16 protein-coding genes are annotated in these 13,812 nt (G+C 67.5%); 8 read left to right on the top strand and 8 right to left on the bottom strand.

The window, feature by feature from the left end; all coding sequences use genetic code 11:
* Position 1 precedes the first annotated feature (1 nt).
* The 3 genes from IBX22_RS33165 to IBX22_RS33155 are packed head-to-tail and all read right to left on the bottom strand — an operon-like array spanning position 2 to position 3,779.
* A complete protein-coding gene (locus IBX22_RS33165; protein WP_375540306.1) occupies positions 2–997 on the bottom strand; it encodes an SCO2522 family protein in 996 nt (331 codons plus the stop codon).
* Complete coding sequence (locus IBX22_RS33160) at positions 997–1,938, bottom strand: SCO2523 family variant P-loop protein (protein WP_228539994.1); 942 nt, start codon at positions 1,936–1,938, stop codon at positions 997–999. Before IBX22_RS33160 ends, IBX22_RS33165 begins: the two co-directional genes overlap by 1 nt.
* Positions 1,935–3,779, bottom strand: coding sequence for an SCO2524 family protein (locus IBX22_RS33155; RefSeq protein WP_194819749.1), 1,845 nt, complete (start codon positions 3,777–3,779; stop codon positions 1,935–1,937). The genes IBX22_RS33160 and IBX22_RS33155 overlap by 4 nt, the downstream gene beginning before the upstream one ends.
* Before the next feature lie 141 nt (positions 3,780–3,920).
* Between IBX22_RS33155 and IBX22_RS33150 the strand changes: the two genes are divergently transcribed.
* Positions 3,921–4,271, top strand: a complete 351-nt coding sequence (locus tag IBX22_RS33150; RefSeq protein WP_228539991.1) for a hypothetical protein — start codon at positions 3,921–3,923, stop codon at positions 4,269–4,271.
* Between the two features lie 4 nt (positions 4,272–4,275).
* On the opposite strand, the gene IBX22_RS33145 is transcribed toward IBX22_RS33150, so the two are convergent.
* A complete protein-coding gene (locus IBX22_RS33145) occupies positions 4,276–5,325 on the bottom strand; it encodes an alpha/beta fold hydrolase (protein ID WP_194819748.1) in 1,050 nt (349 codons plus the stop codon).
* A 271-nt stretch (positions 5,326–5,596) separates the two neighbouring features.
* On the opposite strand from IBX22_RS33145, the gene IBX22_RS33140 reads away from it, so the two are divergent.
* From IBX22_RS33140 to IBX22_RS33125, 4 genes are all read left to right on the top strand, one after another.
* Positions 5,597–6,322 carry a hypothetical protein gene (locus IBX22_RS33140; RefSeq protein WP_194819747.1) on the top strand — a complete coding sequence of 242 codons (726 nt, stop codon included), beginning with the start codon at positions 5,597–5,599 and terminating at the stop codon, positions 6,320–6,322.
* A gap of 31 nt (positions 6,323–6,353) precedes the next feature.
* Complete coding sequence (locus IBX22_RS33135; RefSeq protein WP_194819746.1) at positions 6,354–6,938, top strand: hypothetical protein; 585 nt, start codon at positions 6,354–6,356, stop codon at positions 6,936–6,938.
* A complete protein-coding gene (locus tag IBX22_RS33130) occupies positions 6,935–7,246 on the top strand; it encodes a transcriptional regulator (protein WP_194819745.1) in 312 nt (103 codons plus the stop codon). Before IBX22_RS33135 ends, IBX22_RS33130 begins: the two co-directional genes overlap by 4 nt.
* An 81-nt stretch (positions 7,247–7,327) precedes the next feature.
* Entirely contained in the window at positions 7,328–8,647 is a 1,320-nt protein-coding gene (locus IBX22_RS33125; RefSeq protein ID WP_194819744.1) for a serine/threonine-protein kinase, read from the top strand.
* A gap of 3 nt (positions 8,648–8,650) precedes the next feature.
* On the opposite strand, the gene IBX22_RS33120 is transcribed toward IBX22_RS33125, so the two are convergent.
* Together IBX22_RS33120 and IBX22_RS33115 are read right to left on the bottom strand one after the other, a co-directional pair.
* Positions 8,651–9,121: a DUF4189 domain-containing protein gene (locus IBX22_RS33120; protein WP_194819743.1), complete on the bottom strand. Its 471-nt coding sequence runs from the start codon at positions 9,119–9,121 to the stop codon at positions 8,651–8,653.
* A gap of 4 nt (positions 9,122–9,125) precedes the next feature.
* Positions 9,126–9,566 carry a DUF4189 domain-containing protein gene (locus tag IBX22_RS33115; protein ID WP_194819742.1) on the bottom strand — a complete coding sequence of 147 codons (441 nt, stop codon included), beginning with the start codon at positions 9,564–9,566 and terminating at the stop codon, positions 9,126–9,128.
* Between the two features lie 88 nt (positions 9,567–9,654).
* On the opposite strand from IBX22_RS33115, the gene IBX22_RS33110 reads away from it, so the two are divergent.
* Positions 9,655–10,320: an SDR family oxidoreductase gene (locus IBX22_RS33110; protein ID WP_194819741.1), complete on the top strand. Its 666-nt coding sequence runs from the start codon at positions 9,655–9,657 to the stop codon at positions 10,318–10,320.
* On the opposite strand, the gene IBX22_RS33105 is transcribed toward IBX22_RS33110, so the two are convergent.
* Positions 10,301–11,338 (bottom strand): LLM class flavin-dependent oxidoreductase, encoded by a 1,038-nt coding sequence (locus IBX22_RS33105; protein WP_194819740.1) that lies wholly within the window; start codon positions 11,336–11,338, stop codon positions 10,301–10,303. The genes IBX22_RS33110 and IBX22_RS33105 overlap by 20 nt on opposite strands.
* Before the next feature lie 122 nt (positions 11,339–11,460).
* Between IBX22_RS33105 and IBX22_RS33100 the strand changes: the two genes are divergently transcribed.
* Complete coding sequence (locus IBX22_RS33100) at positions 11,461–12,123, top strand: class I SAM-dependent methyltransferase (protein ID WP_194819739.1); 663 nt, start codon at positions 11,461–11,463, stop codon at positions 12,121–12,123.
* Positions 12,124–12,128: 5 nt separating this feature from the next.
* Here IBX22_RS33100 and IBX22_RS33095 read toward each other — a convergent pair whose 3' ends face one another.
* Positions 12,129–12,674, bottom strand: a complete 546-nt coding sequence (locus IBX22_RS33095; protein ID WP_194819738.1) for a gluconokinase — start codon at positions 12,672–12,674, stop codon at positions 12,129–12,131.
* An 83-nt stretch (positions 12,675–12,757) separates the two neighbouring features.
* Between IBX22_RS33095 and IBX22_RS33090 the strand changes: the two genes are divergently transcribed.
* Positions 12,758–13,804 (top strand): glucose 1-dehydrogenase, encoded by a 1,047-nt coding sequence (locus tag IBX22_RS33090; protein ID WP_194819737.1) that lies wholly within the window; start codon positions 12,758–12,760, stop codon positions 13,802–13,804.
* Positions 13,805–13,812: the final 8 nt, after the last annotated feature.

The raw sequence follows: 13,812 nt of genomic DNA, 5'->3' as shown, positions 1-13,812 counted from the left end.
GTCACGTCCCGTCGAGGAGTAGATGTCCCACGCGTTCAACAACTTTGACCGGCAACGGAACCTGCTCCGCACGACCGCGGGCCGCGGCATGGGCGGCGACGTCGTCGTCGAGTGCCAGATGGTCGAGGATGACACGCACGGCGTGCTCGATCGGCAGATAGCGCTTGGGCAGCATGGATAGTGTCCGGTACGCCGTGAAGGGCTCCGCGCTCGGATTGAGCCGGATCACCGGCGGTAGCTCTTTCCACCGGATCGGCCACTCTCGGCCGGTCGACCACTCCTGCGGTTCCGCTACCGCCGCACCGTGATAGCGGAGCATTCCCAACCGCAACAGTTGCCACACCGCTGCGAGAAATGCGCAGGACCAGCGCCGGGAGGCACCCCGGTTATGCCACAGTTCCACGTCGAGGAAGATCGAATGCTCGCGCCGGCCGTACTCCTGCGGTGGCCGATACGGTTCCGGGTGCATCGCCAGCCGGGAACCGCCGTTCCGTTCCCGGCGGCCATTGCACAACCAACCGGATTCGGTCGTGGGCGGCCGCCCGCCATTGGCCGTTTCCTCGTCCTCGGGTTGGGCGACAAGGCGGGCAGCCACCATCTCGGCAACCGGGATCGGGTCGCCGACCGCTACGCCGCCCGCAAAGACCGGGGCCTCGTGGCAACCGGATTCCCGGCCCAGATAGTCGATGGTCAGGCCGGCGTCGTCGGCAGCGGCGAGCAACCGGTCGAGCACCTTGGCCGGTTCGACGTCAGGCTGGAAGTAATCGTCCAAGAGGTAACAGGTACTCACTGTGGCATCCGGGCCGAACTCGACGCGAGCGCTTTCCGTGAAGGCCTGGACCAGCGGGACAGCGCGACGGAACTCGGCCTGGACCCGCTCGGTCTCGTCAAGGATCTCATCGAATGAGAAGTGGCCGATCTCCATCGAGAGATGTGCCGTGGGCAGCGGCACGATGGACGCTTCCTCCGAGGCTTCACGATAGGTGGGCAAGCGCATCACTCCAGATCCCAGGTCGACGTGTCGGTCAATCGCCGCGCCAGCTGTATGTACGCCTCGACCGTGGACTCGTTGGCCAGCCCGGCGTTGACATCGGCATCCAGGATCAGCTGTTCGCGCCACTGCAGCATCGGCTCGATCGGTGTCTGACCGAGCACCATGGCGGCGCCGATACCGTTGGCAATCGCCAGTTCCCGCAGCGCGATGGCCTGTTCGTCCAGCCACGTGGCCTGGGACGGGCGGCCCGCGGTACGGGTCCGGGCCGCCGAGGGAACGGCAGTACGCACACAGCGCGTCGCCGCGAGCAGCGCGTCCCGGTCGTGTCCCCACTCGCTCCCGGTCTTGATCAGCCCGTGCGATCCGTGCATCAGGCCACCGGCCGCCAGTACATGCTGATGCGTCCAGCGGTGGAAGACCAGCCATCGATGCGGCTGGTGCCGCAGCATATTCGAGGCGGTGGCCCGCAGCGCGAGCTCCAGAGCGATCGAGCGCCCAGCACTGAGATCGACCATCACCACGCTGAATTCGCGCAGCAACGACGACAGGAACACTCCCACTCGCGCCACCATGGCGTCGTCGCAGCGGGTGAACTCCGCACCGCCCTCATCACCCGGGAAGAGCACCAGCTTGCCGGCTCCGGGCGGGACGCGGCGCAGCACCGGCCGGTCGGTGGTCCGGGTGACATCCAGCCGCGATGCCTCACCGACCTGATCGAGCAGGTAGGAGTGCATTCCGCGCCCCTCGGTGACGCCGCGGACGGCGCAGCCGATCTCGAATAGCGCGCCGGCCGTCGGGGAACCGAAATCGAAGTCGACATAGGCCACATCGTGCCCGCGCAGGTGCAGCCGGTACGCGATGTTGCAGCTGGTGACCGACCGGCCGGTACCGCCTTTGTCGGAGGTTGCGAATACCAGCACCGGCTCACTGCCCCGGAGTCTCATCGGTTGGCGTCCTCGCGGGCGTAGGCCAGCGAATTGAGGCGCAGCAACGCGTCGGTGGCCAAGCTCTCCGCAGTATGCGGCCGTTTGGTCAGGATGGCCCGCGCGCGGTCCAGAGACAGCTCTATCGCCGCCAGCTCCGCGAAGCTCGGTGAGTAGGCGGCGTCGCTGATCTGAAGCAGCTCCTGATTCAACAGGTGCTCGGCCTCGGTGATCTTGCCGATCACGGTGTGCACCATCGCCCGGGTGGCCAACGGGGGCCCGGAGAAGGTGTAGTGCGCGACAACCAGGCACTCCATCATCCGCTCGGTCAGGAACCAGGACGGCGCGGGATCGGCCGAATTGCCGGTCGGAGCGAGGTTGTCCCACAGGCCGACGGAGCGTCCGTGGCTGATGGCCCGGGATTGCATATGCGCCATAGCCGAGGTGGCGAGGTCGAAGAGCTGTTCCCGAATCCCGACATCACGGGCCAGCCGGGCCGCCTGCAGGCTGCGCTTGAGCAGCAGCGTGCTGAAGTCACCGACCTGATAACCCAGCAAGGGGCCACCGATATCGCCCTCGGATCCCTTGAGCGTCAGAGTGATTCCGGGGTAGTGCAGGATGGCGGCCGGATCGTCAGGAACTTCCCGGTTGATGATCCGCGCCCGCTGGGCCAGCTGAGTGAGCACTGCGACGGTGCGGGAAAGGTCGGTGGTGGACTCCCGTTCCAGCAGATCCTGGATCAGGAAGGCCGTCACGACCAGGCTGTAGTAGTCGGACTGCTTGGCGTCGGAGGTCCGCCACGGCAGGTCCTCCAGCGGCCAGCGCCCGGTGCCGAAGCGGGAGATCGTGGACCAGAATCGCTGGGTCAGTTCCGCGCGTCGTTTGAGTGACTCGGCGAGCTGCAGTTGGTGACCGTCGAGCAGATCCGGCTCCTGGGTGCGCTGCGAGTACAGGTCCTTGATGCCTTCGAGGACGACGAGTGTGAAGTAGAGGTCGGGCTCGGACACCGCGTAGCCCGGCTGCTTGCCGATCCGGCTCGCGACTTCGTCCACGTCACCCGCCCTGGCATCGATACCCCAGCTCCATCCACACTCGAAGGCCAAACTGTCGTCGTACAGATCGATGTCGGGGACCTGGCTGGTGCGAACGTCGTTGGCTGCCTGAACCCGGATCTGTTCGAGCGCGGCGGAGAAGTCGGCAATCACGTCCTTGGCGTCCGCCCCGGTCTGGTTGACCAGCGCCAGAATCTCTTGGCCGGCTGGGGATGCGAAGGGTGGGGTGTGAATGACGAAGCTGCGGATGAGGCCCACCATCGCGGAGGTCAGCCGGGAGCTCACCCGCGGCGTCAGCGCGTTGATCTGTTCGTTCAGCCGCCGAGCTTCGCGGCGGACCTCCTGATGCAGGTAGCGCTGCAATCCGCGCAGAAAGCGCAGTGCCGCGATGCACAGGCTCAACGACATCGAGTAGGCGTCCACCACGTCGAGTTCACGCTGCGCCGGGGTGGGCTCGCCGTGTCCGATATCGCGAAAATAGCTGCCGCCGGCGAAGATCGGCTCGCCGTCGGCGTCGGTGTAGCGGTCGAAGAACTCTTCGATCATCCTGACCAGGGCGCCGCCGATCTGGATGTCGTCGCCAAGAACCGACAGCACCGAGGCGACATCGTCGGCCGTCGCGATGGAGTCGGGGTCCAAGGCGAAACTCGCCAGCTCGGTCGCCGGGTACAGCAGGCACATCAGTTGCTCGGCGTCGCTGATCGCATTGCTGCCGTCGCGTCCGCCCCAGACCCACGCGTCGTCGCGATATGAGGTTTTCAGGTGTGCGCGCCAGAGATCCAGGAGTTGTTGCCGCGGTCGAATTCTCATCGATGCCCCTCCGTACAACTGCCTCACCAGTGTGTGCGGTTGACCATGAACTTGTCATCGGTTGCGCCGGAATCTGTTGTGCCGGTTTCCGTAGAGTCACGGGCAGCACCACGAAGACGAATCCGACAGTGAGGAGCAGGAATGATGCGTTTCGCTATCCGCCGAGGACTCACCGCCGCCGCGGTCGCCGCCGCCGGGCTCGCCGGGCTCGCGCCGGTTGCCGCGGCGCAGCCGACGATCTACCACCCGGTGATCACGCCGTGCGGCCATTTGTTCCGGACGCCGCTCGAGGCGCCGCGGCCGAATACAGCGATGTACTGGAGCCCGTTCGGGACCTCGAATATCGTGTGCTTTGACGACGGCACCGGGATTCGGCGGTTCTACCAGCGGGATCCCGGGGGTGGTTGGCATGACATGAACGAGCTGGTGCCCGGGCAGTTCTTCTACGTCATCTTCAGCTCGTCGGTACCCAATCAGGCGACCTGGGGATAGGGGTCTAGTGCGCCAGGAATTCGTCGATGAGCGGCCATGTCGTGGTGCGGGCCTGCGGACCGGCGATCAGCGCCAGGTGGTTTAGGCCGGGTACGTTGGCGAATTCGACTTCGGCTGCGCCGGTGAGGATTTCGACGCCGGGGGCGATGGTGGCGGCGGGGGCGAGGGTGTCGCCGTTGCTGCCGAGGAGTAGGACGCGGCAGCTGAGTTTGGCCAGGTCGATGACGCGGTCGGCGGTCAGGTGGACTTGGCCGCGGGCGAGTTCGTTGGCGACGATGAGCTGGCGGTAGGTCTGGCGGTAGAGGCGGCCGGGGTAGCCGGGCATGGCGTCGATGAAGCGGTCGATGGCTTCCATGCGGGCCAGGGCCTCGGTGTCCTGGAGGTTGCGGGCGATGAACAGCGGGCGGGTGAGCTCCCGCGACAGGGACATGCCGCGGAAGCCCGCCTGCACGAAGAAGCCGGGGATGCCGTTGAAAAGGTGTGTCGCGTAGGCGATTTCGCGGCCGCCGGTGAATTTGGCGAACATCCGGACCGGTTTGAGCAGGATGTTGCAGCCGAAGTCCATGGGCGAGCCCAGGGTGGTGACAGAGCCGAGTGGCAGGTCGGCGTGGTCCGCGGCGGTGAGCAGGCTGATGATTCCGCCCAGGGACCAGCCGATGACGTCGACGTCCGCGCCGTCGTGCCGGGCGCTGAGGTGGGCGACGGCGGTCGGGACGATGTCGTCGATCCACTCCTCCAGCCCGAGGTCGCGGTCGGCGGCGGTGATCCGGCCGTAGTCGATGACGTAGGGCTGCCGGCCGCTGTCGAGCAGGAACTGCGCCAGGCTCTGGCCCGGTCGCAGGTCGTAGCAGAAGGCGTCCACGGCCAGCGGCGGCACCAGCAGAACCGGGTTGCCGGTGGCCGGGGTCTCCCGGTCGAAGCTGCGCAACTGCCGGTGCGGCAGGTCGTAGAGTACGGTCGACGGTGTGCGCGTGGGCATTTCGATGCCGCCGCCGAAGGTCAGCGCCCAGCCGTTGCGCAGCGCGGGCGGCAGGCTGGTGGTGAACCACGTCATCGGAGGTCGATTCCTCTCGGCGATGGACGGCCGAACCGCCCCGAAATAGACGTTACAAACCGTAACACATAGCTCTGGCGCCCCGTTCGCGGTGCGAGCCTGTGCTCTAATTGGCTGGTGATGACCTTCGCGCAGCTCTGGTGGCCGCACTCCTAGCGGCTGACAACTGTGTGTCGTGGCCGCCTCACCAGCGGCCGAGGTCCCGTCGTTCATCGACGTCTCGTTCAGCCGGGCGTGAGGTAGCCCTGGAATAGAGGAACGAGCGCCAACAATGACCCACCAGGACGAGCAGAGTTTCGGTCGGATTCTGATCAGTTCCCGTTCGCTGGACGAGTATCGAGCGATGTTCGGTCTCAGTGACGCCGACCTCGAGCGGCGGATCTTGGACTGCCCCAGCGGCGCAGCGGGATTCACCGCCGAGGTAAGTCGTCGTGGCGGTGACGTCACCGGCTGCGACGTCGCGTACTTCGGCAATGGCGTCCGCGAGGTTGCCGCGGGTGCTGTAGCGGAAGCCGAGCGTGGCAATCGATATGTCCGAGCCAACCAGAGTCAGTACCGCTGGACCTTCTTCGCCGATCCTGACGAACACAATAGATTGCGGCAGCAGGCGGCTCAACGATTCGCTGCGCATGCCCACCAGGATCCGGAACGCTATGTTGCCGGCCGCCTGCCCACACTCCCCTTTGCCGACAACGACTTCGAGCTCGTATTGAGCTCGCACCTGCTCTTCAGCTACGCCGACGACCTGGACTACGACTTCCACCTGCGCGCGATCCTCGAATTGATGCGTGTCACGACGGGTGAGCTACGGATCTTCCCGCTCGTGGCAATCGGCGCCAGCACGCGCTACCCGGATATGGACGAACTGCTCATCCAGCTGAGAGCCCACGGAATCGAGGGACGCATCACCACTGTCGCCTACGAGTTCCAGGCTGGAGGCAACCAGATGCTGGTATGCCGCCATACGAGCACGTCAAGGCAGCTTGAAAAAGCTTGAGCGGGATGACTTTGCAGCGCAGAGTTGAGGTATGAACTCTGCATCACAAAGTAATCCGGGTGCCGAGGATGCTCGACAGCTTCTCGGCAATATGACGACGCTGACCCAGCGGGGGTGGAAGTTGGCTGCTCCCATGTGGTTTCCCCTGTTGTGTGTGGCGGTGGCGGTGCTGGCCTCGGTGCCGGCGACGCTGCTGCTGAATGCCCGCAACGGCGTCGGCTGGTATTGGCTTGTCGTCTCGCCGCTCACTGCGGTGGTTTGCGGCTGGTATTTCGTGCGCCGACCGGCGCAGTTGCCCGACGTGCGTGGGGTAGCTGTGCTGATTACCGGGATCGCCATGGTGGTCGCCGCCGAAGTCATCGGCTGGGTGTACGACGGCGCGTGGGCCATGGTCGCGCCCTGGCTGGCGGTCGGGTTGGGGCTGGCGGTGTTCGCCGTGGCGCTGCGGTCGGCGGCGACGGCCGTGGTCGCGCTGGCCACGATCGGTGTGTCGGTGGCCGTGGCGGTCATCGAGCCGGAGCACGGGTATGCCTGGATCGCGCTCGTCGTCGGCCTCACCGCGGCGGTGGCGGCGGTTACGGAGCTGATGCGCGCCGAGACCGGGCCGACGCCATGACCGAGCCGCACCCCATCCTCGGGCTGGATGACACTGTGCACCAACGGATCCGGCTCGGCATCCTGGCGCTGCTCCGCTCCGGAGTCGCCATGGAGTTCGGGGTGCTGCGCGATCAGCTACGGCTCACCGACGGCAACCTGAACCGGCACCTCAAAGTCCTCGAGGACGCCGCCCTCATCACCGCCCGGCGCAGCACCGGCCGGGGGCGGCCGAAGACCTGGCTGACGATCACCGACCCGGGCCGGGCCGCTTTCGACGCCGAACTGACCGCCCTGCGCGCGCTCATCGCCGCCGCCGAGCAAGCCTGAGCCGGGGCCATCCGATTGGGCTAGATTGTCTCAGGGTCGCAGCACATTTCGGGTGCGCGGCCGGTGCCGGGGAGGGTGGTCGTGAGTTTGCAGCCGGGGGCGCATTTCGCCGGTTTCACCATCGAACGGGTGCTCGGGACGGGCGGAATGGGCACGGTGTACCTGGCCGAGCATCCACGGTTGCAGCGCCGGGTCGCGCTGAAGGTGCTCGCCAACTCGTTCACCGCGGATCAGAAGACGCGCGCCGCCTTCGATCGGGAAGCGACCGTCGCCGCGGGGCTCGATCACCCGAATATCGTTGCGGTCTATGACCGCAGCGCCGCCGAGGATCCGGCGCTGTGGCTGGCGATGCGCTATATCGACGGCGGTGACGCGGCCGGGTTGCTGACCGCGCATCCGGGTGGACTCGAGGCCGCGCGGGCGGTGCGGTTGCTCACCGATGCCGCGCACGCGCTGGATTACGCGCACGATCAGGGTGTCCTGCACCGGGATGTCAAACCGGCGAATCTGCTGGTCGAGAACAGTCCCCGGCATGGTGAGCGGGCGGTGCTCACCGATTTCGGAATCGCCCGCACCCTCGACGACACCGTCACGCTCTCCGGTATCGCCGCGACCTTCGCCTATGCCGCTCCGGAGCGCTTCACCAACGCGCCCGCCGGCCGCCACGCCGACGTCTATTCGCTGGGCTGCACGCTGTTTCAACTGCTGACCGGTCAGCAGCCGTTCCCGCGCAAGGATCAGGCCGCGGTGATCGGCGCGCACCTGAGCGCGTCGCCACCCGCGCCGAGCGATCACCGTCCAGAGCTACCCGCCGAACTGGATGCGGTGATCGCTACCGCGATGGCCAAGTCGCCGCAGGATCGATACCCCACCTGCACCGCCCTCGCCGAGGCCGCCGCCCGGGCCCTGCTACCGGCGGTGGCCCTGGAAAAGCGACGGCCGGTCGGGGTTTCGAGCCCCCCAGCGATCAATCAGGCGGCGGTACCGACCGTCATCCGTGGCGCACCGGTCCCGCGTCGGAACGATCCCACCCCGCCGCTGCCGGGCAGCGCGGAGCCGGACGATACCGGCGGTTCGGCGCGCAAGCAGCGGTTCGCGATGCTGTCGGGTCTGCTGCTGGCCGGTGTCGGCGTGGTGGTCGGCGCGGCATTCACGATGCGCGAAGACTCCCCCACCACCAGCCCCGCGACGTCGACGACCGTTGTGCCACAGTCGGTTACATCGGCCCCGGCCCCGGCCAGCGCACCGCCGACCGCCGATATGGTCGAGACGCACGAGCCGGTCGCCAGCGCGCCGCCGCCCACCCAGCAGTACGTGCCACCCGTCCAGCGTCCGGCGAATCCTCCGGCCGGGGATCCGCCGGTGGTGCCGCAGACGCGAGCACACCAATATCCGGGGTGACGCTCAGCGGCGGGCGTTCGAGGTGCAGATGGTGTCCAAGATGAAGGGCGCCCGCACAATCTGGAAAGTCCACGATTGCATGCGGGGCGCGTCCGCGAGCCGCATCGCCGCCGCCTCCGCCTCGCGCGCCGTGGCGCCGGTGCCGTAGTAGTGCAGCGGCTGGACCGACAACCCCGGGACCTCCGGTAGCACAGTCCACGGGAAAGCCTTAACCTCCAGCTGCGCGACCGAGCCGCATTCGTTCTGAATCCGGACCGCGATCCAGCAGCCGGCCTCTTTGCCGCACGCCTCCAGGGCGGCTTCGTCCGCGGAGCTCTGGTCCGGGAAGTCGAAGGACGTGCCCACTCGGTTGACGCCCATGGCGATCGCGCCGTAGAGATACCTCTCGGCCTGCGCGGAGCCGGAGGCCGTGGCCACGAGCGCCCCGGCAACTGGAATTACCAAGGCCAGCGCGGATTTTCGCAGCAGAGTCATCTGCTCACCCCGCGTTCGACGTGCAGATGGTGTCCAGCACGAACGCCGGTCGCGCGACCCACCAGACCCCGGGCACCGAGATCGGCTCATTGCCCGCCATGAACATCGCGTTCCGGTGCGCGTCGGCGGCCGTGGCGCCGGTTCCGGCCCAGTACAGCGGACTGGTACCGAGCGGCCAGGCGATGTCGCGTTCGGACACCGCACCGCACTGGTTGTAGAACCGCGCCATCACCGTGCACAGCGCCGGATCACCACAGGCTTTGATGGCCGCCGCGTCCGCTTCCTTCTGCGTGCGATAGTCGGCTGCCGCGCCGACTCCCTTGGTCCGCACCGCGATCGCGCCGTACAGATCGGGGGCCGCCGCCGCGCTCCCCGCCCCCGTGACCATCAGTGCGGCGGCCGCCGGAATTACCATGGCCAGCGCGGATTTTCGCAACAGCGACATCAATACACCCCGAGATCGAATAGCAAGTACCGGCGATCATCGCGGCAATCCCGCCGACTGTCCAGCCAGTTCCCTAGAGTGGGAACTTATGAAGGTCTTCCAGATCGGCGCCGCCGGAGGTATCGGACGCAGGCTCACCCGCTTGCTCACCGAACACGGCGACGAAGTCACCGGGATGTACCGCAACCCGAGCCAGGCGGACGTCGTCCGCGCGGCCGGAGCCACTCCCCTGCCCGCGGATCTGATCGCGGATTCCGTCGACGAGCTGGCCGCCAAGATCGCCGGGCACGATGCGGTGGTGTTCTCGGCCGGAGCGCACGGCACCGGCGTCGACCAGACCACGCTGATCGACGGCAAGGGCCTGGAGAAAGCCGCCGAGGCCGCCACCCGTGCCGGAGTTTCCCGATTCGTGCTTGTCTCGGTGTTCCCGGATGCCGGGCGCGACCGCGAGACCTCGGCCGGGTTCGAGCACTACATGCGGATCAAGAAGACCGCCGATGTCTATCTGACCCGCACCGGTCTCGACTGGCTCATCGTCCGGCCCGGCACCCTGCTCGACGATCCCGGAACCGGCCGGGTCACCGCGGGACCGGCCATCGAGTACGGCACCGTGCCGCGCGACGACGTGGCGGCTTTCCTCGCCGCCGCGCTGCACGAGCCGCGCCTCGGCCGCGTCATCGTCGAACTCACCGGCGGCGACACCCCCGTCGCCGACGCGGCCGCGCGGCTGGCCGCTACGACGAACGGCCGGTAACGCTGCCGCCGAAAGCCATCTCGCCCAGTCCGACCGCGGCGGCCAGCCGACGGTGTGATTCGAGGCGCGCCGCGCGGTCGAAAGTGCTGGTGTGGACCAGGATTTCGTCCGCGCCGGTGCGCCCGATCAGGTCCCGCAGCGCGGGCAGGACCTGGTCTTCGCTGCCGTGGATATGACCGCGCATGCTCTCGTCGAAGAGGCCGCGCTGACGTTCCGTCATGATTTCGCGCTCGATCTCCTCGGGCGCGCGCAGCGGCGGGAATTCGCCGCGGGTGCGCGAATACGCGGCTGACCACGCTTCGGGCATGAGCAGCCTGCGGGCTTGCTCCCGGGTATCGGCGACGACCACCGACGCCGAGACCATGACATAGGGAGCGTCACCCTGCGGCCCGGCGCGGAAGTCGGTGCGGTACTGCTCGATTGCCGTCACCATGGCTTCCTCGCCGGTGACCGCCGCGATCACCAGCGGCAGCCCGAAACGCGCCGCCCGTTGCGCGCCGGAACCGGTGGCCAGCAGGAAGGCGGGCACCCGCAGGCCTTCCGCGGGCCAGGCGTGCACGCCGTGCTGACCACCGTCGAAATAGCCCAGCAGTTCGGTCAGCTGGTCGTCGAAGTCCTCGGCGTCCCCTTTGCCGTGCCCGAGCGCGCGCCGGACCCCGTCGGTGAACCCCACCGACCGGCCCAGTCCCATGTCGATGCGGCCCGGATACAGCGACTCCAGCACACCGAACTGTTCGGCCACCACCAGCGGTTGATGATTGGGCAGCATCACACCGCCGGTCCCGACCCGGATCCGCGCGGTGGCCGCGGCGACCGCCCCGGCGAGCACGGTGGGCGCGGAGCCCGCCACCCCCGGCACACTGTGATGCTCGGAGACCCAGAACCGGTGATATCCCCAGCGCTCGGCGAGTTGCCCGAACTCCACGGTCTCCCGCAGCGCCGCCGGATGGGTCTGGCCTTGCCGCGTGCGCGACCGGTCCAGGATGGAGAAGCGGGTTCCCGAGAGCGCCGAGGTCATGTCCAAGTCAACGCCTGTGCGCGTCGTTGATTCCGAGCAGTTCCACACCGGCATCCGAATCCGCCTACGCTACAGCCGGAGAATCCGCAGTTGACAGTCGAACAACAACACGGGAGCGGACGATGGCGGATGTACGGGGAACCTGGAGCGGCGCTGCGTTCGGGAAGGTGTTCGCGGGCCTCTACGATGCCGTAGCCGAACGGGAGTACCTGGCCCGGCCCGGCGGTTTCGCGCTATGGGGCACCGATACGCGCCGCCTGTACGACAGCATGCGCTTCCTGGGCGAACTGCCCGACGACACCGCGGTGCTCGACGTGCCCTGCGGTGGCGGTATCGCCCTGCGCGCCTTGCGCCCGCAGCAGCGGTTGCGGTACGTGGCGGCCGACATCTCCACCGCCATGCTGGAACGAACCGAGCAACGCGCCCAACGCCTGGGCGTGCGCGTCGAAACTCGGATCGCGGATATCGAGCACTTGCCTTTCACCGACGGCGAATTCGATATCTGTGTGAGCTACAACGGCTTTCACTGCCTTCCGGATCCCGCGGCGGCCGTGCGCGAGGTCGCGCGCTGCCTGCGACCGGGGGGTCGCCTGGTCGGCACCTGCGTCGTGCGCGAGGCCGGACTGCGCTCGGAGGCCGTGCAGCGGGCCTTCCGGATGGCCGGCATCTTCGGCCCGAGTGGCAGCCTCGAGGACTACGGTCGCTGGCTGCGAGCTGCCGGACTCGAAGCCCGGCAGCTCGACCGCTCCGGCGCGCTGCTGCATTTCGACGCCGTCAAGGAGTAGGCGTTTCAGGCGTCCCGGCGGGATTCGAGCGCGGCGGCGACCGCGGCGGCGACCTCATTCGGCGTGCCGCCGATATCGATGGTGACGGTGTCGGGCTCACCGGTGGGATCTTCGAGGGTGGCGAGCTGGGAATCGAGCATGGACGCGTGCATGTAGTGGTTCTGCCGTGCGACGAGCCGGCGATGGAGTTCCTCGGGTGCGCCGCGCAGGTAGACGAAGAGCAGCGTGGCTTCGGGGTGGCCGATCATGGCTTGCCGCAAGACATCTCGGTAGGACCGTTTCAGGGCCGAGCAGGTGACGACGGCTGATCCGCCGGTTTCGACGCGCTGCGAGATCCACTGGGCAATCGATTCCAGCCACGGCCAGCGGTCTTCGTCGGTGAGTGGATGCTCCGCGGCCATCTTCGCGATGTTGGCCGGTGGATGCAGGTCGTCACCCTCGAGCATCTCCCAGCCCAGCTGCGCGGCCAGGATGTTCGCGATGGTCGTCTTGCCCGACCCCGACACTCCCATTACGACAGCGATACATGGCCGGATTGCGTCACTTGCCATGAATCCTCCTAGAGCAGCTGGCAATATTGCAGCAAATCACAACGTGACCACCGATAGCGTAGACAACACGGAATCGAGGTCTCATGCGTGCACTCACCGTCGTTCCCGAGCAGGCCGGATCGCTGGCGGTCACCGAGGTACCCGACCCGGTGGCCGGACCCGGCGACCTCCTCGTTCAAGGTATCGCCTTCGGCGTCTGCGGTACCGACCGTGAGATCGCCGCGGGTGCGTCCGGCTGGGCTCCCGCCGGACACGAGCGTCTGGTGATCGGGCACGAGTCGCTCGGGAAGGTGCTGACCGCCCCGGAAGGCAGCGGATTCGCCGCTGGAGACCTCGTGGCCGGCATCGTGCGCCGCCCCGATCCCGTCCCGTGCGGCGCGTGCGCGCACGGCGAGTTCGATATGTGCCGCAACGGCGAGTACACCGAACGCGGGATCAAGCAAATCGACGGCTACGCCTCGGAGCTGTGGACCGTCGAGTCCGATTACGCCGTGAAACTGGATTCTTCGCTCGGGCACCTGGGTGTGCTGATGGAACCGGCCTCGGTGGTCGCCAAGGCGTGGGAGCAGATCGAACGGGTCAGTGCGCGTGCCTGGTACGAGCATCGACGGGTGCTGGTCACCGGCGCCGGGCCGATCGGGCTGCTGGCCGCGATGATCGGCAAACAGCGCGGTCTCGACGTGCATGTGCTCGCCCTGGGCGACAAGGGGATCCAGCCGAAGATGGCGCGTGCCCTGGGCGCCACCTATCACAGCGACCCGCTGCCCGCGGTGGTCGCGAAGATCAACCCCGACGTCATCGTGGAGGCGACCGGTTCGGCGCAGGTCGCCGTGGATGCCATGACGCACAACGCCGCAGCCGGAATCGTCTGTCTCACCGGCGTTTCCCCGGTCGGGCGACCGGTCACCTTCGACGCCGGCGCCGCGAACCGCAACATCGTGCTGGAGAACGACCTGATCTTCGGGTCGGTCAATGCCAACAAGCGGCACTACCACCAGGCGGCCGAAGCACTGGCCGCCGCCGATCAGGAATGGCTGGCCGGACTCATCACCCGGCAGCTCCCGCTGACGCAGGCCGCCGACGCCTTCACTCCCGGGCACAACGACATCAAGGTCGCGGTGCAGCTATAGGACTGCGC

Source organism: Nocardia sp. XZ_19_385 (assembly GCF_015355755.1).
Classification (GTDB): domain Bacteria; phylum Actinomycetota; class Actinomycetes; order Mycobacteriales; family Mycobacteriaceae; genus Nocardia.
The sequence above is the reverse complement of the archived record's forward strand: the minus strand, read 5'-3'. Positions and strand labels throughout refer to the sequence as shown.